General features: G+C 55.0%; 14 protein-coding genes, 4 tRNA genes and 2 rRNA genes (1 of these 20 running past the window's edge). All 20 read right to left on the minus strand.

Annotation, left to right across the window (positions count from 1 at the left end; translation table 11 throughout):
• Positions 1 to 5: 5 nt before the first annotated feature.
• Positions 6 to 2,111 (minus strand): elongation factor G, encoded by a 2,106-nt coding sequence (gene fusA / locus LUU92_RS25960; RefSeq protein WP_010206921.1) that lies wholly within the window; start codon positions 2,109 to 2,111, stop codon positions 6 to 8.
• Positions 2,112 to 2,141: 30 nt separating this feature from the next.
• Positions 2,142 to 2,612, minus strand: a complete 471-nt coding sequence (gene rpsG, locus LUU92_RS25965; protein WP_002555493.1) for a 30S ribosomal protein S7 — start codon at positions 2,610 to 2,612, stop codon at positions 2,142 to 2,144.
• Positions 2,613 to 2,730: 118 nt separating this feature from the next.
• Entirely contained in the window at positions 2,731 to 3,102 is a 372-nt protein-coding gene (rpsL, locus tag LUU92_RS25970; protein ID WP_002555494.1) for a 30S ribosomal protein S12, read from the minus strand.
• Positions 3,103 to 3,319: 217 nt separating this feature from the next.
• A complete protein-coding gene (gene rpoC, locus LUU92_RS25975) occupies positions 3,320 to 7,519 on the minus strand; it encodes a DNA-directed RNA polymerase subunit beta' (protein WP_071489832.1) in 4,200 nt (1,399 codons plus the stop codon).
• 64 nt (positions 7,520 to 7,583) lie between these two features.
• Positions 7,584 to 11,657 (minus strand): DNA-directed RNA polymerase subunit beta, encoded by a 4,074-nt coding sequence (gene rpoB / locus LUU92_RS25980; RefSeq protein ID WP_222540509.1) that lies wholly within the window; start codon positions 11,655 to 11,657, stop codon positions 7,584 to 7,586.
• Between the two features lie 219 nt (positions 11,658 to 11,876).
• On the minus strand, positions 11,877 to 12,242 hold the full coding sequence (rplL, locus tag LUU92_RS25985) for a 50S ribosomal protein L7/L12 (RefSeq protein ID WP_071489831.1): 366 nt from the start codon (positions 12,240 to 12,242) through the stop codon (positions 11,877 to 11,879).
• A gap of 78 nt (positions 12,243 to 12,320) precedes the next feature.
• Positions 12,321 to 12,821, minus strand: a complete 501-nt coding sequence (gene rplJ / locus LUU92_RS25990) for a 50S ribosomal protein L10 (RefSeq protein ID WP_016969477.1) — start codon at positions 12,819 to 12,821, stop codon at positions 12,321 to 12,323.
• Positions 12,822 to 13,021: 200 nt separating this feature from the next.
• A complete protein-coding gene (rplA, locus tag LUU92_RS25995; RefSeq protein ID WP_257102835.1) occupies positions 13,022 to 13,717 on the minus strand; it encodes a 50S ribosomal protein L1 in 696 nt (231 codons plus the stop codon).
• Entirely contained in the window at positions 13,717 to 14,148 is a 432-nt protein-coding gene (gene rplK, locus LUU92_RS26000) for a 50S ribosomal protein L11 (protein WP_003176435.1), read from the minus strand. Before rplK ends, rplA begins: the two co-directional genes overlap by 1 nt.
• 117 nt (positions 14,149 to 14,265) lie before the next feature.
• The gene (nusG, locus tag LUU92_RS26005) at positions 14,266 to 14,799 is read right to left on the minus strand and encodes a transcription termination/antitermination protein NusG (protein ID WP_003176436.1); all 534 of its coding nucleotides are present in this window, start codon (positions 14,797 to 14,799) and stop codon (positions 14,266 to 14,268) included.
• A 9-nt stretch (positions 14,800 to 14,808) separates the two neighbouring features.
• Positions 14,809 to 15,177, minus strand: coding sequence for a preprotein translocase subunit SecE (gene secE, locus LUU92_RS26010; RefSeq protein ID WP_071489830.1), 369 nt, complete (start codon positions 15,175 to 15,177; stop codon positions 14,809 to 14,811).
• A 45-nt stretch (positions 15,178 to 15,222) separates the two neighbouring features.
• Positions 15,223 to 15,298 (minus strand) — tRNA-Trp (locus LUU92_RS26015).
• 161 nt (positions 15,299 to 15,459) lie between these two features.
• Positions 15,460 to 15,535 (minus strand) — tRNA-Thr (locus LUU92_RS26020).
• 25 nt (positions 15,536 to 15,560) lie between these two features.
• Positions 15,561 to 15,634 (minus strand) — tRNA-Gly (locus LUU92_RS26025).
• A gap of 24 nt (positions 15,635 to 15,658) precedes the next feature.
• Positions 15,659 to 15,743 (minus strand) — tRNA-Tyr (locus LUU92_RS26030).
• Between the two features lie 143 nt (positions 15,744 to 15,886).
• Entirely contained in the window at positions 15,887 to 16,333 is a 447-nt protein-coding gene (locus LUU92_RS26035; protein ID WP_092250509.1) for a hypothetical protein, read from the minus strand.
• 7 nt (positions 16,334 to 16,340) lie between these two features.
• Complete coding sequence (locus tag LUU92_RS26040) at positions 16,341 to 17,087, minus strand: pantothenate kinase (protein WP_071489828.1); 747 nt, start codon at positions 17,085 to 17,087, stop codon at positions 16,341 to 16,343.
• A complete protein-coding gene (birA, locus tag LUU92_RS26045) occupies positions 17,077 to 18,036 on the minus strand; it encodes a bifunctional biotin--[acetyl-CoA-carboxylase] ligase/biotin operon repressor BirA (protein WP_071489827.1) in 960 nt (319 codons plus the stop codon). Before birA ends, LUU92_RS26040 begins: the two co-directional genes overlap by 11 nt.
• 159 nt (positions 18,037 to 18,195) lie before the next feature.
• Positions 18,196 to 18,311: ribosomal RNA gene (gene rrf / locus LUU92_RS26050) — 5S ribosomal RNA — on the minus strand.
• A gap of 155 nt (positions 18,312 to 18,466) precedes the next feature.
• Positions 18,467 to 20,813, minus strand: a 23S ribosomal RNA gene (locus tag LUU92_RS26055); it runs 545 nt beyond the window's last position.

Raw genomic sequence — 20,813 nt, forward strand, 5'->3', positions numbered from 1 at the left:
CTGAATCAGCCTTGTTTTTTGGATACAGTTTCAGCGATGTGCGCCGGAGCTGTGTTGTATTTTTTGAATTCCATAGAGTAGCTTGCGCGACCCTGGGACATGGAGCGAACGTCGGTCGCGTAACCGAACATCTCACCCAACGGAACCTCGGCGCGAATCACTTTGCCGGAAACCGTGTCTTCCATACCCAAGATCATGCCGCGACGACGGTTAAGGTCGCCCATGACATCACCCATATAGTCTTCAGGTGTAACAACTTCTACCGCCATGATTGGCTCAAGCAACTCACCACCGCCCTTCTGGGCCAGTTGCTTGGTTGCCATGGAAGCAGCCACCTTAAACGCCATCTCGTTGGAGTCGACGTCGTGGTAAGAACCGTCAAAAACGGTTGCTTTCAGGCCGATCAGCGGATAGCCGGCAACAACACCGTTCTTCATCTGCTCTTCGATACCCTTCTGGATAGCAGGGATGTATTCCTTAGGAACCACACCACCTACCACTTCGTTCACGAATTGCAGACCTTCCTGACCTTCGTCAGCAGGAGCAAAACGGATCCAGCAGTGACCGAACTGACCACGACCGCCGGACTGACGAACGAACTTGCCTTCGATTTCACAGTTCTTCGTGATGCGCTCACGATAGGAAACCTGAGGCTTACCGATGTTGGCTTCGACGTTGAACTCACGGCGCATCCGGTCAACCAGGATGTCCAGGTGCAGCTCGCCCATGCCGGAGATGATCGTTTGACCAGTCTCTTCATCAGTCTTGACGCGGAAAGATGGATCTTCCTGAGCAAGCTTGCCCAGAGCGATACCCATTTTTTCCTGGTCATCCTTGGTCTTAGGCTCTACGGCAACCGAAATAACCGGCTCCGGGAAGTCCATGCGAACCAGGATGATTGGCTTGGCAGCGTCGCACAAAGTCTCACCCGTGGTGACGTCCTTCATGCCGATCAGGGCCGCGATGTCACCAGCGCGTACTTCCTTGATCTCTTCACGGGCGTTTGCGTGCATTTGCACCATACGACCCACGCGCTCTTTCTTGCCTTTAACCGAGTTGATCACGCCGTCGCCGGAGGCCAACACGCCCGAGTAAACGCGGACGAAGGTCAAAGTACCCACGAATGGGTCGGTTGCGATCTTGAACGCCAGAGCCGAGAACGGCTCGCTGTCATCGGCGTGACGCTCCATTTCTTCTTCCTCGTTATCAGGGTTGGTACCCTTGATAGCAGGAATGTCGGTTGGAGCCGGCAGGTAGTCGATAACGGCGTCGAGAACCAGGGGAACACCCTTGTTCTTGAAGGAAGAACCACAAACAGCCAGGACGATCTCACCAGCGATAGTACGCTGACGCAGAGCAGCCTTGATTTCCACGTTGGTGAGTTCTTCACCCTCGAGGTACTTGTTCATCAGCTCTTCGCTGGCTTCGGCCGCAGCCTCGACCATGTTGTTGCGCCACTCGTCAGCCAGCTCCTGCAGTTCTGCAGGGATAGGCTTGCGAACAGGCACCATGCCTTTGTCGGAGTCATTCCAGTAAACCGCTTCCATGTTGATCAGATCGATCTGACCCTGGAAGTTGTCTTCGGAACCGATAGCCAATTGGATTGGCACCGGGGTGTGACCCAGACGCTGTTTGATCTGACCGATCACGCGCAGGAAGTTGGCGCCAGCACGGTCCATCTTGTTTACGTAAACAAGACGTGGAACGCCGTATTTGTTGGCTTGACGCCATACGGTTTCCGACTGAGGCTCAACACCCGAGGTACCGCAGAACACAACGACAGCGCCGTCGAGTACGCGCAGGGAACGTTCAACTTCAATGGTGAAGTCTACGTGGCCCGGTGTATCGATTACGTTGAAGCGATGCTCGTCTTTGTACTGCTTCTCGGAACCCTTCCAGAAGGCGGTAATAGCAGCAGAAGTAATGGTAATACCACGCTCCTGCTCCTGAACCATCCAGTCTGTGGTCGCGGCGCCGTCATGCACCTCGCCCATTTTGTGACTTTTGCCGGTGTAAAACAGTACGCGCTCGGTGGTGGTGGTTTTACCAGCATCCACGTGAGCAACGATACCGATGTTACGGTAGCGGCTAATCGGAGTAGTACGAGCCATAAAGCCCTCGCAAAATTAGTGAAGCTAAGATTAGAAGCGGTAGTGCGAGAAAGCTTTGTTAGCTTCAGCCATACGGTGCACGTCTTCACGCTTCTTAACAGCAGCACCTTTACCTTCAGCAGCGTCCAACAGCTCGCCGGCCAAACGCAGAGCCATAGACTTCTCGCCGCGCTTACGGGCGAAGTCTACCAACCAGCGCATTGCCAGAGCGTTACGACGGGACGGACGAACTTCAACCGGAACCTGGTAAGTAGCACCGCCTACACGGCGCGACTTCACTTCGACCAGCGGAGCGATGGCGTCGAGAGCTTTCTCGAAGATTTCCAGGGGGTCGCTGTTCTTGCGTTCTTTAACCTTTTCCAGCGCGCCATAAACGATACGCTCGGCAACGGCTTTCTTGCCGCTCTCCATTACGTGGTTCATGAACTTGGCCAGAATTTGGCTTCCGTATTTTGGATCGTCAAGCACTTCGCGCTTGGCTGCTACGCGTCTTCTTGGCATGGATAAGCCCTCAAACGGTCTTCAGGTTCGCTCGGAATCGGTGCCCTTTCGGGACGCCTCCGACCTTACTCTTATCGACTCAGAAAATAAGATGATTCAGTGTTACAAAAAGCCGCTACTACTTAGGCTTCTTGGTACCGTACTTCGAACGACCCTGGTTACGACCTTTAACGCCGGAAGTATCCAAGGAGCCGCGAACGGTGTGATAACGAACACCTGGCAAGTCTTTTACACGACCGCCGCGGATCAGTACCACGCTGTGCTCTTGCAGGTTGTGACCTTCACCACCGATGTACGAGGAAACCTCGAAACCGTTGGTCAGGCGCACACGGCATACTTTACGCAGTGCCGAGTTAGGTTTTTTCGGCGTAGTGGTATACACGCGAGTGCATACGCCACGACGTTGCGGGCAGTTCTGCAGCGCAGGCACGTCGGATTTCTCGACGATACGCTTACGCGGCTGACGTACCAGCTGGTTGATAGTTGCCATCTACTAGCTCCACTGTTGTCTTGCGACGCTATTGTCTTGCAAGAAAAGCAAAATGGCAGGAACGAATTCCCGCCAAATTTAGGGGTACAAGAGTCTAAAGAGGATCTTGCCCCCAGTCAAGGCAAGGCCCCGACATCCCCTCTCATCGAACCGGGACAAAACTGCCTCGATCCGACGAATGGGGGCTACCAGGGCCCGGACTTATTTATCGCAGAACTCAGTTACCGCTGGAGTTCAGCGCTTCGGTCAGTGCAGCTTCCACTTCACTGGCGCTTACGCGCAACGGCTTGTCAGCATCACGGCGGCGTTTACGCTCGCTGTGGTAAGCCAAACCGGTACCGGCTGGGATCAGACGACCCACAACCACGTTTTCTTTCAGGCCGCGCAGGTAATCGCGCTTGCCGGTTACCGCTGCTTCGGTCAGTACGCGAGTGGTCTCCTGGAAGGAGGCCGCCGAGATGAACGATTCAGTCGACAACGACGCCTTGGTGATACCCAGCAGCACGCGAGTGAACTTGGACACGAATTTGTCTTCGGTCGCCAAGCGCTCGTTTTCCACCAGCACGTGAGTCAGTTCCATCTGGTCGCCCTTGATGAAACTGGAATCGCCGGATTCAGCGATTTCAACTTTACGCAGCATCTGACGCAGGATGGTCTCGATGTGCTTATCGTTGATCTTCACGCCTTGCAGGCGGTAAACGTCCTGGATCTCGTTAACGATGTACTTGGCCAGCGCACTCACACCCAGCAGACGCAGGATGTCGTGTGGATCGCTCGGGCCGTCGGAGATAACTTCGCCGCGGTTTACCTGTTCGCCTTCGAACACGTTCAGGTGACGCCACTTCGGAATCAGCTCTTCATACGGATCGCTACCGTCGTTCGGCGTAATGACCAGACGGCGCTTGCCCTTGGTCTCTTTACCGAACGCGATGGTGCCGCTGACTTCAGCCAGAATCGACGCTTCTTTCGGACGACGAGCTTCGAACAAGTCGGCAACACGCGGCAGACCACCGGTGATGTCACGGGTTTTCGAAGTTTCTTGCGGGATACGCGCGATAACATCACCGATCGCGATCTTCGCACCATCCGCTACACCGACCAGGGCGTTGGCTGGCAGGAAGTACTGAGCGATTACGTCAGTGCCTGGCAGCAACAAGTCCTTGCCGTTGTCATCGACCATCTTCACGGCAGGACGGATGTCTTTACCGGCAGCTGGACGATCTTTCGCGTCGAGTACTTCAATGTTGGTCATACCGGTCAATTCGTCAGTCTGACGCTTGATCGTGATGCCTTCTTCCATGCCCACGTAGGTCACGGTACCTTTCATTTCGGTAACAATTGGGTGAGTGTGCGGATCCCACTTGGCCACGATTGCGCCAGCGTCGACCTTGTCACCTTCTTTAACCGAAATCACAGCACCGTACGGCAGTTTGTAACGCTCGCGCTCACGACCGTAGTCATCAGCGATTGCCAGCTCACCGGAACGGGACACAGCAACCAGGTGGCCATCCACTCGCTCAACGTGTTTCAGGTTATGCAGACGGACGGTACCGCCATTCTTCACCTGAACGCTGTCGGCTGCGGAGGTCCGGCTTGCCGCACCACCGATGTGGAACGTACGCATCGTCAGCTGGGTACCCGGCTCACCGATGGACTGGGCAGCGATAACGCCGACCGCTTCACCGATGTTCACCTGGTGACCACGAGCCAAGTCACGGCCGTAGCATTTGGCGCAGATGCCGTAGCGGGTTTCGCAGCTGATCGGCGAGCGAACGATCACTTCGTCGATGCTGTTGAGTTCGATGAACTCGACCCACTTCTCGTCTACCAGGGTGCCGGCAGGAACAATAACTTCCTCGGTACCTGGCTTGAACACGTCACGGGCAATCACACGACCCAATACGCGCTCACCCAGCGGTTCTACAACGTCACCGCCTTCAATGTGCGGCGTCATCAGCAGGCCATGCTCGGTGCCGCAATCAATCTCGGTTACAACCAGATCTTGTGCAACGTCTACCAGACGACGAGTCAGGTAACCGGAGTTAGCAGTTTTCAACGCGGTATCCGCAAGACCCTTACGAGCACCGTGAGTCGAGATGAAGTACTGAAGTACGCTCAAACCTTCACGGAAGTTCGCAGTAATCGGCGTTTCGATGATGGAACCGTCCGGCTTGGCCATCAGGCCACGCATACCGGCGAGCTGACGGATCTGCGCAGCAGAACCCCGTGCGCCCGAGTCGGCCATCATGTACATCGAGTTGAAGGACTCTTGGTCAACTTCGTCGCCATGACGGTCGATGACTTTCTCTTTCGAGAGGTTGGCCATCATCGCCTTGGAAACTTCATCGTTCGCCTTGGACCAAAGGTCGATTACCTTGTTGTACTTCTCACCCTGGGTTACCAGGCCGGAGGCGTACTGGCTTTCGATTTCTTTCACTTCTTCGGTGGCAGCACCGATGATGCGGGCTTTTTCATCCGGGATAACAAAGTCGTTAACGCCGATGGAAACGCCGGAAATGGTCGAGTAAGCAAAACCGGTATACATCAACTGGTCAGCGAAGATCACGGTCTCTTTCAAACCAACCACGCGGTAGCACTGGTTGATCAACTTGGAGATCGCCTTTTTCTTCATCGGCAGGTTGACGACGTCGTACGACAGACCTTTTGGCACAACTTGATACAACAGCGCACGGCCGACAGTGGTGTCGACGATACGAGTGTTGGTCACGCTGCCGCCGTCACGGTCGTTGACGGTTTCGTTGATCCGCACTTTGACCTTGGCGTGCAATGCGGCTTCGCCGGCACGGAACACACGGTCAACTTCTTGCAGGTCAGCGAACACACGACCTTCGCCCTTGGCGTTGATCGCTTCACGCGTCATGTAGTACAGACCCAATACAACGTCCTGCGACGGAACGATGATTGGCTCACCGTTGGCTGGCGACAGAATGTTGTTGGTCGACATCATCAATGCACGTGCTTCCAACTGGGCTTCCAGTGTCAGCGGTACGTGCACGGCCATTTGGTCGCCGTCGAAGTCGGCGTTGTACGCAGCACAGACCAACGGGTGCAGCTGGATAGCCTTACCTTCGATCAGTACCGGTTCAAACGCCTGGATACCCAGACGGTGAAGGGTCGGTGCACGGTTGAGGAGAACCGGGTGTTCGCGGATCACCTCAGCGAGAACGTCCCAAACCTCTGGCAGTTCGCGCTCGACCATTTTCTTGGCCGCTTTGATGGTGGTCGCAAGACCGCGCATTTCCAGCTTGCCGAAGATGAATGGCTTGAACAGCTCAAGTGCCATCTTCTTAGGCAGACCGCACTGGTGCAGACGCAGGGTCGGGCCTACGGTAATTACCGAACGACCAGAGTAGTCAACACGCTTACCGAGCAAGTTCTGACGGAAACGACCTTGCTTACCCTTGATCATGTCAGCCAAGGATTTCAGAGGACGCTTGTTGGAACCGGTGATAGCGCGGCCACGGCGACCGTTGTCGAGCAAGGCATCGACAGCTTCTTGCAACATACGCTTTTCGTTGCGCACGATGATGTCTGGAGCGGACAGATCAAGCAGGCGCTTCAAGCGGTTGTTACGGTTGATCACGCGGCGGTACAGGTCGTTGAGGTCGGACGTCGCGAAACGACCACCGTCCAACGGTACCAGCGGACGCAGGTCTGGCGGCAGAACCGGCAGAACGGTCAGCACCATCCACTCTGGCAAGTTGCCGGAACCCTGGAAGGCTTCCATCAACTTCAGACGCTTGGACAGTTTCTTGATCTTGGTTTCGGAGTTGGTTTGCGGAATTTCTTCACGCAGGCGGCCAATCTCGTGTTCCAGGTCGATAGCGTGCAGCAGTTCGCGGACAGCTTCGGCACCCATGCGGGCATCGAAATCGTCACCGAATTCTTCCAGCGCTTCGAAGTACTGCTCGTCGTTCAGCAACTGACCTTTTTCAAGGGTGGTCATGCCTGGATCGATAACGACATAGCTCTCGAAGTAGAGAACGCGTTCGATATCACGCAGGGTCATGTCCATCAGCAAGCCGATACGGGACGGCAGCGATTTCAGGAACCAGATGTGAGCAACCGGCGAAGCCAGTTCGATGTGCGCCATACGCTCACGACGAACCTTGGCCAGTGCAACTTCAACGCCGCACTTCTCGCAGATCACACCACGATGCTTCAAGCGCTTGTACTTACCGCACAGGCACTCGTAATCCTTAACCGGGCCAAAGATCTTGGCGCAGAACAGGCCATCACGTTCAGGTTTGAACGTACGGTAGTTGATGGTTTCCGGTTTTTTAACTTCACCGAACGACCACGAACGGATCATCTCTGGCGATGCCAACCCAATACGGATGGCGTCGAACTCTTCGACTTGACCCTGGTTTTTCAGCAAATTCAGTAGGTCTTTCAAGGCCTTTCCTCCTGGCGGAGCAGAGAGCGGGCTAAACAGCCCCGCTCTCGATTCGCGTCACGTGTTATTCGGTTTCCAGATCGATATCGATGCCGAGGGAACGAATTTCTTTGATCAACACGTTGAAGGACTCGGGCATGCCCGGCTCCATACGGTGATCGCCGTCCACGATGTTTTTGTACATCTTGGTCCGACCGTTCACATCGTCCGACTTCACTGTGAGCATTTCTTGCAGAGTGTAAGCAGCACCGTATGCTTCCAGTGCCCAGACCTCCATCTCCCCGAAACGTTGACCACCGAACTGAGCCTTACCACCCAGCGGCTGCTGGGTAACCAGGCTGTACGAACCGGTAGAACGAGCGTGCATCTTGTCGTCTACCAAGTGGTTCAGCTTCAGCATGTACATGTAGCCAACAGTAACCGGACGCTCGAACTTGTTGCCGGTACGGCCGTCGAACAGCTGCATCTGGCCGCTTTCTGGCAGGTCCGCCAGTTTCAGCATGGCCTTGATTTCGCTTTCCTTGGCACCGTCGAACACCGGGGTCGCCATTGGAACACCGCCGCGCAGGTTCTTCGCCAGATCCAGGATTTCCTGGTCGGAGAAGGTTTCCAGCTCTTCGTTGCGACCGCCGATCTCGTTGTAGATCTCGTGCAGGAACTTACGCAGGTCGGCGACCTTGCGCTGCTCTTCGATCATACGGTTGATCTTCTCGCCCAGACCTTTGGCCGCGAGGCCCAGGTGGGTTTCAAGGATCTGACCAACGTTCATACGCGAAGGTACGCCCAACGGGTTGAGGACGACGTCGACCGGGGTGCCATTGGCATCGTGCGGCATGTCTTCAACCGGCATGATCACGGAGACCACACCTTTGTTACCGTGACGACCGGCCATCTTGTCGCCCGGCTGGATGCGGCGACGGATTGCCAGGTAAACCTTGACGATTTTCAGCACGCCTGGAGCCAGGTCATCGCCCTGCTGCAGTTTGCGCTTCTTGTCTTCGAACTTGTCGTCCAGCAGACGGCGGCGATCAACGATGTAGGCCTGGGCCTTCTCGAGCTGCTCGTTCAGAGCGTCTTCAGCCATGCGCAGTTTGAACCACTGGCCGTGCTCAAGACCGTCGAGGATTTCGTCGGTGATGTCCTGACCTTTCTTCAGACCTGCGCCGCCTTCAGCCTTATGGCCTACCAGGGCGGAACGCAGACGTTCGAAAGTCGCGCCTTCAACGATACGGAACTCTTCGTTCAGATCCTTGCGGATCTCGTCGAGCTGGGTCTTCTCGATGGACAGTGCACGAGCATCACGCTCGACGCCGTCACGGGTGAAGACCTGTACGTCGATGACAGTACCTTTGGTACCGGTAGGTACACGCAGGGAGGTGTCTTTAACGTCGCTGGCTTTTTCACCGAAGATGGCACGCAACAGTTTCTCTTCCGGAGTCAGCTGGGTCTCGCCTTTCGGAGTGACCTTACCGACCAGGATGTCACCTGCGCCTACTTCAGCACCTACGTAGACGATACCGGCTTCGTCCAGCTTGTTCAGTGCAGCTTCACCCACGTTCGGGATGTCTGCAGTGATTTCCTCTGGGCCAAGCTTGGTGTCACGGGCCACACAGGTCAGTTCCTGAATGTGGATCGTGGTGAAACGGTCTTCTTGAACAACACGCTCGGACAGGCAGATGGAGTCTTCGAAGTTGAAGCCGTTCCATGCCATGAACGCGATGCGCATGTTCTGACCGAGCGCCAGTTCACCCATGTCGGTGGACGGGCCGTCGGCCATGATGTCGCTACGCTGAACGCGATCACCCTTGCTCACCAGCGGACGCTGGTTGATGCAGGTGTTCTGGTTCGAGCGGGTGTATTTGGTCAGGTTGTAGATGTCGACACCGGCTTCGCCAGTTTCAACTTCGTCATCGGCAACACGAACCACGATACGGCTGGCATCAACGGAGTCGATTACGCCGCCACGGCGAGCCACGACGCAAACGCCGGAGTCACGGGCTACGTTACGCTCCATGCCGGTACCTACCAGCGGCTTGTCAGCGCGCAGGGTCGGTACAGCTTGACGCTGCATGTTGGAACCCATCAACGCACGGTTGGCGTCATCGTGCTCCAGGAACGGGATCAGCGACGCTGCTACCGAAACTACCTGCTTCGGCGAAACGTCCATCAAGGTGACGTCTTCCGGCGCCTTGACGGTGAACTCGTTCAAGTGACGAACAGCTACCAGCTCGTCGATCAGGACTTTCTTGTCGTTCATCGTGGCCGAAGCCTGAGCGATCACGTGATCAGCTTCTTCGATGGCGGACAGGAACACGATCTCGTCGGTGACCAGGGCGTCTTTCACCACGCGGTACGGGCTCTCGAGGAAGCCGTATTGGTTGGTGCGCGCATAAGCGGCCAGGGAGTTGATCAGACCGATGTTCGGACCTTCCGGCGTTTCGATCGGGCAAACACGACCGTAGTGCGTCGGGTGTACGTCACGCACTTCAAAGCCGGCACGCTCACGGGTCAGACCGCCCGGGCCCAGTGCGGAGACACGGCGCTTGTGGGTGATCTCGGAGAGCGGGTTGTTCTGGTCCATGAACTGGGACAGCTGGCTGGAACCGAAGAACTCTTTCACCGCCGCAGCTACTGGCTTGGCGTTGATCAGGTCTTGCGGCATCAGGCCTTCGCTTTCCGCCATCGACAGACGCTCTTTGACCGCACGCTCAACACGTACCAGGCCAACGCGGAACTGGTTCTCGGCCATTTCGCCTACACAGCGAACACGACGGTTACCCAGGTGGTCGATGTCATCGACGATGCCTTTGCCGTTACGGATGTCGACCAGGGTCTTCAGTACCGCGACGATGTCTTCCTTGCACAGCACGCCCGAACCTTCGATCTCGGTACGACCGATACGACGGTTGAACTTCATCCGGCCGACCGCAGACAGGTCATAGCGCTCAGGGCTGAAGAACAGGTTGTTGAACAGGGTCTCGGCAGCGTCTTTGGTTGGTGGCTCACCAGGACGCATCATGCGATAGATCTCGACCAGCGCTTCCAATTGGTTGCTGGTGGAGTCGATCTTCAGTGTGTCGGAGATGAACGGACCGCAGTCGATGTCGTTGGTGTACAGGGTCTCGATGCGAACGACCTGAGCCTTGGCAATTTTGGCCAGGATCTCGGTGTTCAGCTCGGTGTTGCACTCAGCCAGGATTTCGCCTGTAGCCGGGTGAACGATGACCTTGGCGGTAGTACGACCCAGGACGTAGTCCAGAGGCACTTCCAGCTCTTTGATACCGGCTTTTTCGATCTGGTTGATGTGGCGCGCAGTGATACGGCGGCCAGCTTCAACAATGACCTTGCCTTTTTCATCCTGGATGTCCAGGACGGCAATTTCACCACGCAGACGCGAAGCGATCAGCTCCAGCTTGAGGGTTTCATCCTTCAGGCTGAACACGTTGGTGGTATAGAAAGCGTCCAGCACTTGCTCAGTGGTGTAGCCGAGCGCGCGCAGCAGTACCGAGGCCGGCAGCTTGCGACGACGGTCGATACGCACGAACACGCAGTCTTTCGGGTCGAACTCGAAGTCCAACCACGAACCACGGTACGGAATGATCCGCGCGGAGTACAGGAGCTTGCCGGAGCTGTGCGTCTTGCCGCGGTCGTGGTCGAAGAACACGCCCGGGGAACGGTGCAGCTGGGAAACGATCACACGCTCGGTACCATTGATAACGAAGGTACCGTTCTCGGTCATCAATGGGATTTCGCCCATGTAGACTTCTTGCTCTTTGATGTCCTTGATCGCTTTGTTCGACGATTCTTTGTCGAAAATGATCAGGCGCACTTTTACCCGCAAAGGTACGGCGTAAGTAACACCGCGCAACACGCATTCTTTGACATCAAATGCCGGTTCGCCCAGGCGATAACCGACGTACTCCAGCGCAGCATTGCCGGAGTAGCTGATGATCGGGAAAACGGATTTGAAGGCCGCATGCAGGCCCACGTCGCGGAACTGATCTTTGGTCGCTCCCGCCTGCAAGAATTCACGATACGAATCCAGCTGGATAGCCAGAAGGTACGGGACATCCATGACGTCCGGCAACTTGCTAAAGTCCTTGCGGATACGTTTTTTCTCAGTATATGAGTAAGCCATCAGCGTTCCCCAGCTTGGTCACCTGCTTGTTTGGCCCCTCCGACGGGAGCAGCCAGAAAATCTTGCAAACCCCATGGTTTGCACCACCGCATCGGGTGGTTACAGCGCGTTAGTGGCGGCGACCGAGTCGACAGCCAAGAACGGAAAAAGGCCGGTGGCAAGAGCCACCAGCCATCAGCCTTCAGCTTAACGCTTGGGCTGGAGACGCAAGGTCGATGCTTACTTCAGCTCGACTTTAGCGCCTGCTTCTTCCAGCACTGCTTTAGCTTTGTCAGCGGCGTCTTTCGACACTGCTTCCAGAACCTGGGCAGGAGCGCCGTCAACTACAGCCTTGGCTTCTTTCAGGCCCAGACCGGTCAGTTCACGTACTGCCTTGATCACGTTTACTTTCTTCTCGCCAGCTTCTACCAGCATGACGTTGAATTCGGTTTGCTCTTCAGCAGCAACAGCAGCAACAGCTGGGCCAGCGGAAGCAGCGGCAGCGGAAACGCCGAATTTTTCTTCGAAAGCTTTGATCAGCTCAACAACCTGCAGAACCGACATTTCAGCTACGGCGTTGAGGATATCGTCTTGGGAGATAGACATTGCTGTATTTCCTGAATTGGGGGACGGCCTACTCGGCCATCGAAATAAACAAAAATACGCGAGAGAAGTCGCTCAGCCTTAGGCTGCGGCAGCTTCTTTTTGCTCGCGAACTGCGGCCAGAGTACGAGCCAGCTTGCTGGTAGCGCCTTGAATCACGCTCATCAGCTGCGAAATGGCTTCGTCGCGGGTCGGCAGTGTTGCCAGTACGTCGATTTGGTTAGCTGCGAGGAACTTGCCCTCGAACGCAGCTGCCTTGATCTCGAACTTATCCTGACTCTTGGCGAATTCCTTGAACAAACGGGCAGCAGCGCCTGGATGTTCCTTGGAGAACGCGATCAGAGTCGGGCCGGTGAACACGTCGTTGAGGACACTGTATTCAGTGTCAGCAACAGCGCGCTTGAGCAGGGTGTTACGTACAACACGTACGTATACGCCAGCTTCACGAGCCTCTTTACGGAGTCCGGTCATAGCGCCTACTGTCACACCACGGGCATCAGCCACGACAGCGGACAGAGCAGCTTTGGCAGCCTCGTTGACTTCAGCGACGATGGCCTTCTTGTCTTCGAGATTAATTGCCACGGGTTTAACTCCTGCTTGTTACCGTTTCATCTGGCCGGAGCCGGATGTCGTTTTGGTGTCTGATTCGGTAAGGAACCGGGAGCACCATCTGCGTAGGCTTGTGGTTTAAGACTTGCGTCGCCTACGGTCTTGGATAGCCCCCGCCAGGCAGGGACCCCAATTTTTTTCAATTGGCGCGATCGCTCGCACCAATCTGTGTCTTATACGTCCAGTGAGCCTTGGTCGATGACCAGACCTGGGCCCATAGTAGTGCTCAGGGTAACGCGCTTGACGTAGATACCTTTCGAAGAAGCTGGCTTGATACGCTTCAGATCAGCGATCAGGGCTTCAACGTTTTCCTTCAGCTTGATGGCATCGAAGCCGACTTTGCCAACGGAGGTGTGAATGATGCCGTTTTTGTCGGTGCGATAACGAACCTGACCAGCCTTGGCGTTTTTAACCGCGGTGGCTACGTCTGGCGTTACGGTACCGACTTTAGGGTTAGGCATCAGGCCACGTGGACCCAGGATCTGACCCAACTGACCTACAACGCGCATTGCATCCGGGGATGCAATAACTACGTCGTAATTCAGGTCGCCGCCTTTCATTTCGGCAGCCAGGTCGTCCATGCCAACGCGGTCAGCGCCAGCGGCCAGAGCAGCTTCAGCTGCTGGGCCTTGGGTGAAGACAGCTACACGTACAGTCTTGCCAGTACCGTGTGGCAGCACAGTAGCGCTACGAACGACCTGGTCGGATTTACGTGGGTCAACACCCAGGTTTACAGCAACGTCAACAGACTCGCTGAACTTGACAGTCGACAGCTCGGTCAGCAGGGCAGCGGCGTCTACAAAGTTGTAGGCCTTGCCTGCTTCGATTTTGCCGGCGATAGCCTTTTGGCGCTTGGTCAGCTTAGCCATTACACACCCTCCACGTTAAGGCCCATGCTACGAGCAGAACCGGCGATGGTACGCACGGCTGCATCCATATCAGCTGCAGTCAGATCCGCGTTTTTGGTTTTCGCGATTTCTTCCAGCTGAGCACGAGTTACGGTGCCAACCTTAACGGTGTTAGGACGAGCGGAACCGCTAGTCAGACCAGCAGCCTTCTTCAACAGAACCGAAGCCGGAGTCGACTTGGTTTCGAAAGTGAAGCTACGGTCGCTGTATACAGTGATGATCACTGGAGTCGGCAGACCTGGCTCAAGACCCTGAGTACGGGCGTTGAAGGCCTTGCAGAATTCCATGATGTTCACGCCGTGCTGACCCAGAGCTGGACCGACGGGTGGGCTAGGGTTGGCCTGAGCGGCCTTCACTTGCAGCTTGATGTAAGCGGTAATCTTCTTGGCCATGAGGCACTCCAATTACGGGTTCAAACGCCTCGAAAGGCTCCCCGGTTACTTGCGCGTTTATCCCAGTGACGACAAAACCCCACAGCCTAAGGCTGCGGGGTTGGGATGCTTGGTCAGCTAGACCTTCTCGACCTGGCTGAACTCCAGCTCTACCGGAGTAGAGCGACCGAAAATGAGCACTGCCACTTGGATCCGGCTCTTTTCGTAGTTAACTTCTTCGACAGTACCGTTGAAATCAGCAAACGGACCATCTGTGACACGAACAACCTCACCCGGCTCGAAAAGCGTCTTCGGCTTAGGCTTGTCGCTACCATCAGCAACGCGGCGCAGAATCGCTTCTGCCTCTTTGTCGGTGATAGGAGCAGGCTTATCAGCGGTACCGCCAATGAAACCCATGACACGAGGGGTATCCTTGACCAAGTGCCAAGTACCTTCATTCATGTCCATCTGAACCAGCACATAGCCAGGGAAGAACTTGCGTTCGCTTTTGCGCTTCTGGCCATTCCGCATTTCAACCACTTCTTCAGTGGGAACCAGAATTTCGCCGAAGCCATCTTCCATGCCTGCCAGCTTTACGCGCTCCAGCAAAGAGCGCATAACATGCTTCTCGTAACCCGAGTAAGCATGAACAACGTACCAACGCTTAGCCACGGGACACCCTTAGCCAACAATCAAGGAAACAAGCCAGCCGAGCAGGGAATCAAGCCCCCACAACAGCAACGCCATAACCAGAACAACAGCCACAACGATCAACGTGGTCTGCGTGGTTTCTTGGCGAGTCGGCCAAACGACTTTACGAATTTCGGTGCGAGCTTCCTTTACCAGGATCGCGAAAGATTTGCCTTTGGCGGTCTGCAGGCCCACAAAGGCAGCTACAGCAGCAAGGGCAAGTAATGCGAGCACGCGGTACAGGATCGGCGAAGCAGAGTAGTACTGATTGCCAACAACGCCTACGACCACCAAGGCGACTACAGCAAGCCACTTGACCAGATCGAAACGAGAGCTTTGAGCTTCAGCCTTAGGAGTCATCTATGAAGATCCTGTGAAAAGAAAGCCAGACACACCACGTGAATCTGGCAGGTCAGGAGGGAATCGAACCCCCAACCTACGGTTTTGGAGACCGTCGCTCTGCCAATTGAGCTACTGACCTAAAACAAAATCAGGCCGACCATTATGCAGGCCTGAAAAAGACTTTACAACAACCAACCCCACTAGACCTGAAATCACCTGACAATAACGCCAGACTCAACACCTTCAAGCCGAGGCAGCTGTTAAAACAAAGGCAGATATTTTCATATCTGCCTTGTTATATGGAGCTCTTGAGCGGATTTGAACCGCTGACCTCACCCTTACCAAGGGTGTGCTCTACCAACTGAGCTACAAGAGCAAAACACCTGCACAACCTGCAAACTTGGAGCGGGTAGCGGGAATCGAACCCGCATCATCAGCTTGGAAGGCTGAGGTTCTACCACTAAACTATACCCGCGGAGCTTGCAGCTCACGCTAAAAATGGTGGAGGGGGAAGGATTCGAACCTTCGAAGTCGTAGACGTCAGATTTACAGTCTGATCCCTTTGGCCGCTCGGGAACCCCTCCTAAGCGAGCCGGCATTTTACATTACGCCGACCTTCTGTCAAGCATTTTCTCATTTAAAAATATGAGGTTAGCTGCATTGACCTTCGCTTCACACTGCTGACCTATAAGGTCTTCACTGCGAAGCGGGCGCCATTCTATGCAAACTATTCGAGAGTTGCAACGCCTTCGCACAACATTATTTTATGTTTTAACTCATTGAATTCCTTAGCAAGGTTTTCAAAGGGCAGATCGTCAGCCAGGCGTCGGCTTTCAGGGGCTACTCGAAGCCAATAGCCGGAGGCGTCCGTAGTATTGAGCAATAGAAGCTTGACCTTTATATCCAGACTTGTGAGCCGCTGCTCAACAGACTGTGCTTGACGCTGATCCGCAAAACCACCGATGTACAAGCAAGTATTTTGCGCTTCAGATGCTTTTACGCGGTCTCTGCGCACCACGGCATCAGAAGATTCGCTGAGAAGCCGAATATCCTGCTGCGCTCCCCTGTACAGGCTTAGAGGCGTGACATCCTTGGCGCGCAGCGGCGCTTCTTGCTGATGCCAAATGTAATAGAAGGCGTTGAGGACAAGTAAAAGCAAAAACAACCAACGCATAACCACCTCAGGACAAAGGACAAGCCATCGCCAAACCGACAAACACCAGATCGGGCACGAGCCGCGCCTGCGGCACTGCATCAGCCACTAAATCAGCATCCCCCCCAGTCAGGAACACGATGAAGTCATCACCCCAGTAGCTTCGCGCCAACTCTAACTGAGTGAGTACAAACCCTCTCAGCATCAGTGTGCATCCGCGCTCCACTGCCTCGACGGTCGTACGGCCAGGGGAGAGGCGCTCAAGCGCCCTTTCAGCAGCTGCGTCGTCGTAGCGTATTTTACGCGTGTGAGTTCGCAGTTGATTGCGCATGAGAGGCATACCCGGGCAAATGAACCCGCCCAAGTGCTCGCCATCGGCCGCAATGAAATCCGCTGTGGCTGCCGTACCAAAATCAAGCACCAGGCAAGCGCCTCGCGCTAGCTTGAATCCACCTAGCATCGCCAACCAGCGGTCAAGGCCGAGCCGCTCGAAATCTTCGTAACCGTTGCGCACTCCGCCCATTTCACGCGCGGGAGCAGCGCACGAAACAGCAATACCGAATGCCTCATGCAGAGCCGCGACCAGCTTGCTGGTTTCTTCCAGCGCACGAACGCTCACCAAGCGACAGCGCGTCAGCAACAATCCAGGAAGGGCTAACAGGCTTTCAATCAATGCCAGGTCCGAACCAACCACCCCCTCCGACGAGGCACCGGGACTATCAGCTAGTACACGCCATTTGATAAAGCTATTCCCACAGTCGAGCTCAAGAATCATCACGCAACCTCAGGCTTAACTCACCACCACTGTATACTTTCTCAACGCCATCAACACTCAAGCGCAATGCCCCTTGACGATCTACACCCAACACAACCCCATCGACCTGGTGGACACCCGCGATAAGGGAGACCGGCCGCCCCTGCCAAGCGTGATTTTGCTCCCACTCTCCCTGAAGCGCGACAAAACCGCCTTCCCGATGCCGCTCAAGGTAGCCTTGCAGCTGCCGCCCCAGTTGCGACACCAGAAGGTTGCGATCCACCCGAACCCCCGTCTCAAGCTGCACTGAGGTCCATTGTTGATCGACCTCGTCAGCCCTCTGCATATTCACGTTGATACCTATTCCCAGGACCACGTGGCAGATATCCGCGGGATCACCTACCAATTCCAGCAAAATTCCAGCAATTTTCTTCTGCCCTACCAAAACATCGTTCGGCCACTTCAAGGCCAGGCCCTGAACACCAGACTCGCGCAAGGCCTGCACAACCGCCAAACCCACAACCAGACTTAGTCCCTCCAGTTGGCGCAGACCCGCCTCAATACGCAATACGAGGCTGTAATAAACGTTTTGCGCGAACGGACTGACCCACTTTCGCCCTCTCCTACCTCTTCCCGCAGTTTGCTGCTCCGCGAGCACCAGGAACGGCGCCGCGCATCCAGCGTCTACCAGCCGCAAAGCTTCAGCATTAGTGGAGTCAATGGAGTCGGAGATATGAACGGGCCATCTTAGCGATGGCGCACTCCGCGAAATCTCTTCAGCACTCAAGAACACCAATGGGGATGCCAGCTGATACCCCTTGCCTCGCACCTTATGAATTGGCAGATTCAACTCTGCTTCCAGGTGCTGCAGCTGCTTCCATACAGCACTGCGACTGACGCCAAGGGCGGCACCCAGTGCTTCTCCGGAATGGAATCGGCCATCTTTCAGAAGTTTCAACAACGTCAGCATGCAAGCATCGCCTTACAATGAGGCACGCATGATAGCCATGCGCAGGGTCATTGCATAGAAAGGCCGGACTTTAGCGCTGGAGGCCATACCCAGCGCACTTTCCGACCGCCCAAAACAAAACCCCTGACTGCGTTAGCAATCAGGGGTTCTGGAATTTAATCTTGACGATGACCTACTCTCACATGGGGAAACCCCACACTACCATCGGCGATGCATCGTTTCACTACTGAGTTCGGGATGGGATCAGGTGGTTCCAATGCTCTATGGTCGTCAAGAAATTCGGGTACTGAGTCGTGGCCTTGGCCTCGCTTCAGCAAATTGGGTATGTGACAGCTTTCGGTGTTTTGTGAGCGTCGAACTTTCGGTTCATTTCGTCTTCACACACCGCAATCTGATGCTCGTTAGAGTAATCAAATTGCTTGGGTGTTATATGGTCAAGCCTCACGGGCAATTAGTATTGGTTAGCTCAACGCCTCACAGCGCTTACACACCCAACCTATCAACGTCGTAGTCTTCGACGGCCCTTCAGGGAACTCAAGGTTCCAGTGAGATCTCATCTTGAGGCTAGTTTCCCGCTTAGATGCTTTCAGCGGTTATCTATTCCGAACATAGCTACCCGGCAATGCCACTGGCGTGACAACCGGAACACCAGAGGTTCGTCCACTCCGGTCCTCTCGTACTAGGAGCAGCCCCTCTCAAATCTCAAACGTCCACGGCAGATAGGGACCGAACTGTCTCACGACGTTCTAAACCCAGCTCGCGTACCACTTTAAATGGCGAACAGCCATACCCTTGGGACCGGCTTCAGCCCCAGGATGTGATGAGCCGACATCGAGGTGCCAAACACCGCCGTCGATATGAACTCTTGGGCGGTATCAGCCTGTTATCCCCGGAGTACCTTTTATCCGTTGAGCGATGGCCCTTCCATACAGAACCACCGGATCACTAAGACCTACTTTCGTACCTGCTCGACGTGTCTGTCTCGCAGTCAAGCGCGCTTTTGCCTTTATACTCTACGACCGATTTCCGACCGGTCTGAGCGCACCTTCGTACTCCTCCGTTACTCTTTAGGAGGAGACCGCCCCAGTCAAACTACCCACCATACACTGTCCTCGATCCGGATAACGGACCTGAGTTAGAACCTCAAAGTTGCCAGGGTGGTATTTCAAGGATGGCTCCACGCGAACTGGCGTCCACGCTTCAAAGCCTCCCACCTATCCTACACAAGCAAATTCAAAGTCCAGTGCAAAGCTATAGTAAAGGTTCACGGGGTCTTTCCGTCTAGCCGCGGATACACTGCATCTTCACAGCGATTTCAATTTCACTGAGTCTCGGGTGGAGACAGCGCCGCCATCGTTACGCCATTCGTGCAGGTCGGAACTTACCCGACAAGGAATTTCGCTACCTTAGGACCGTTATAGTTACGGCCGCCGTTTACCGGGGCTTCGATCAAGAGCTTCGCGTTAGCTAACCCCATCAATTAACCTTCCGGCACCGGGCAGGCGTCACACCCTATACGTCCACTTTCGTGTTTGCAGAGTGCTGTGTTTTTAATAAACAGTCGCAGCGGCCTGGTATCTTCGACCGGCATGAGCTTACGGAGCAAGTCCTTCACCCTCACCGGCGCACCTTCTCCCGAAGTTACGGTGCCATTTTGCCTAGTTCCTTCACCCGAGTTCTCTCAAGCGCCTTGGTATTCTCTACCCAACCACCTGTGTCGGTTTGGGGTACGGTTCCTGGTTACCTGAAGCTTAGAAGCTTTTCTTGGAAGCATGGCATCAACCACTTCGTCACCTAAAAGGTAACTCGTCATCAGCTCTCGGCCTTAAGATCCCGGATTTACCTAAGATCTCAGCCTACCACCTTAAACTTGGACAACCAACGCCAAGCTGGCCTAGCCTTCTCCGTCCCTCCATCGCAATAACCAGAAGTACAGGAATATTAACCTGTTTTCCATCGACTACGCTTTTCAGCCTCGCCTTAGGGACCGACTAACCCTGCGTCGATTAACGTTGCGCAGGAAACCTTGGTCTTTCGGCGTGGGTGTTTTTCACACCCATTGTCGTTACTCATGTCAGCATTCGCACTTCTGATACCTCCAGCAAGCTTCTCAACTCACCTTCACAGGCTTACAGAACGCTCCTCTACCGCATCACTTACGTGATACCCGTAGCTTCGGTGTATGGTTTGAGCCCCGTTACATCTTCCGCGCAGGCCGACTCGACTAGTGAGCTATTACGCTTTCTTTAAAGGGTGGCTGCTTCTAAGCCAACCTCCTAGCTGTCTAAGCCTTCCCACATCGTTTCCCACTTAACCATAACTTTGGGACCTTAGCTGACGGTCTGGGTTGTTTCCCTTTTCACGACGGACGTTAGCACCCGCCGTGTGTCTCCCATGCTCGGCACTTGTAGGTATTCGGAGTTTGCATCGGTTTGGTAAGTCGGGATGACCCCCTAGCCGAAACAGTGCTCTACCCCCTACAGTGATACATGAGGCGCTACCTAAATAGCTTTCGAGGAGAACCAGCTATCTCCGAGCTTGATTAGCCTTTCACTCCGATCCACAGGTCATCCGCTAACTTTTCAACGGTAGTCGGTTCGGTCCTCCAGTTAGTGTTACCCAACCTTCAACCTGCCCATGGATAGATCGCCCGGTTTCGGGTCTATTCCCAGCGACTAGACGCCCTATTAAGACTCGCTTTCGCTACGCCTCCCCTATTCGGTTAAGCTCGCCACTGAAAATAAGTCGCTGACCCATTATACAAAAGGTACGCAGTC

This window comes from Pseudomonas extremorientalis (assembly GCF_024584605.1).
GTDB classification, from domain to species: domain Bacteria; phylum Pseudomonadota; class Gammaproteobacteria; order Pseudomonadales; family Pseudomonadaceae; genus Aquipseudomonas; species Aquipseudomonas extremorientalis.

Excerpts from the sequence above, each read along its gene's own strand:
- fusA (WP_010206921.1), bottom strand. The coding sequence starts at position 2,111 with ATGGCTCGTACTACTCCGATTAGCCGCTACCGTAACATCGGTATCGTT.
- rpsG (WP_002555493.1), bottom strand. The coding sequence starts at position 2,612 with ATGCCAAGAAGACGCGTAGCAGCCAAGCGCGAAGTGCTTGACGATCCA.
- rpsL (WP_002555494.1), bottom strand. The coding sequence starts at position 3,102 with ATGGCAACTATCAACCAGCTGGTACGTCAGCCGCGTAAGCGTATCGTC.
- rpoB (WP_222540509.1), bottom strand. The coding sequence starts at position 11,657 with ATGGCTTACTCATATACTGAGAAAAAACGTATCCGCAAGGACTTTAGC.
- rplL (WP_071489831.1), bottom strand. The coding sequence starts at position 12,242 with ATGTCTATCTCCCAAGACGATATCCTCAACGCCGTAGCTGAAATGTCG.
- rplA (WP_257102835.1), bottom strand. The coding sequence starts at position 13,717 with ATGGCTAAGCTGACCAAGCGCCAAAAGGCTATCGCCGGCAAAATCGAA.
- rplK (WP_003176435.1), bottom strand. The coding sequence starts at position 14,148 with ATGGCCAAGAAGATTACCGCTTACATCAAGCTGCAAGTGAAGGCCGCT.
- secE (WP_071489830.1), bottom strand. The coding sequence starts at position 15,177 with ATGACTCCTAAGGCTGAAGCTCAAAGCTCTCGTTTCGATCTGGTCAAG.
- LUU92_RS26035 (WP_092250509.1), bottom strand. The coding sequence starts at position 16,333 with ATGCGTTGGTTGTTTTTGCTTTTACTTGTCCTCAACGCCTTCTATTAC.
- LUU92_RS26040 (WP_071489828.1), bottom strand. The coding sequence starts at position 17,087 with ATGATTCTTGAGCTCGACTGTGGGAATAGCTTTATCAAATGGCGTGTA.
- birA (WP_071489827.1), bottom strand. The coding sequence starts at position 18,036 with ATGCTGACGTTGTTGAAACTTCTGAAAGATGGCCGATTCCATTCCGGA.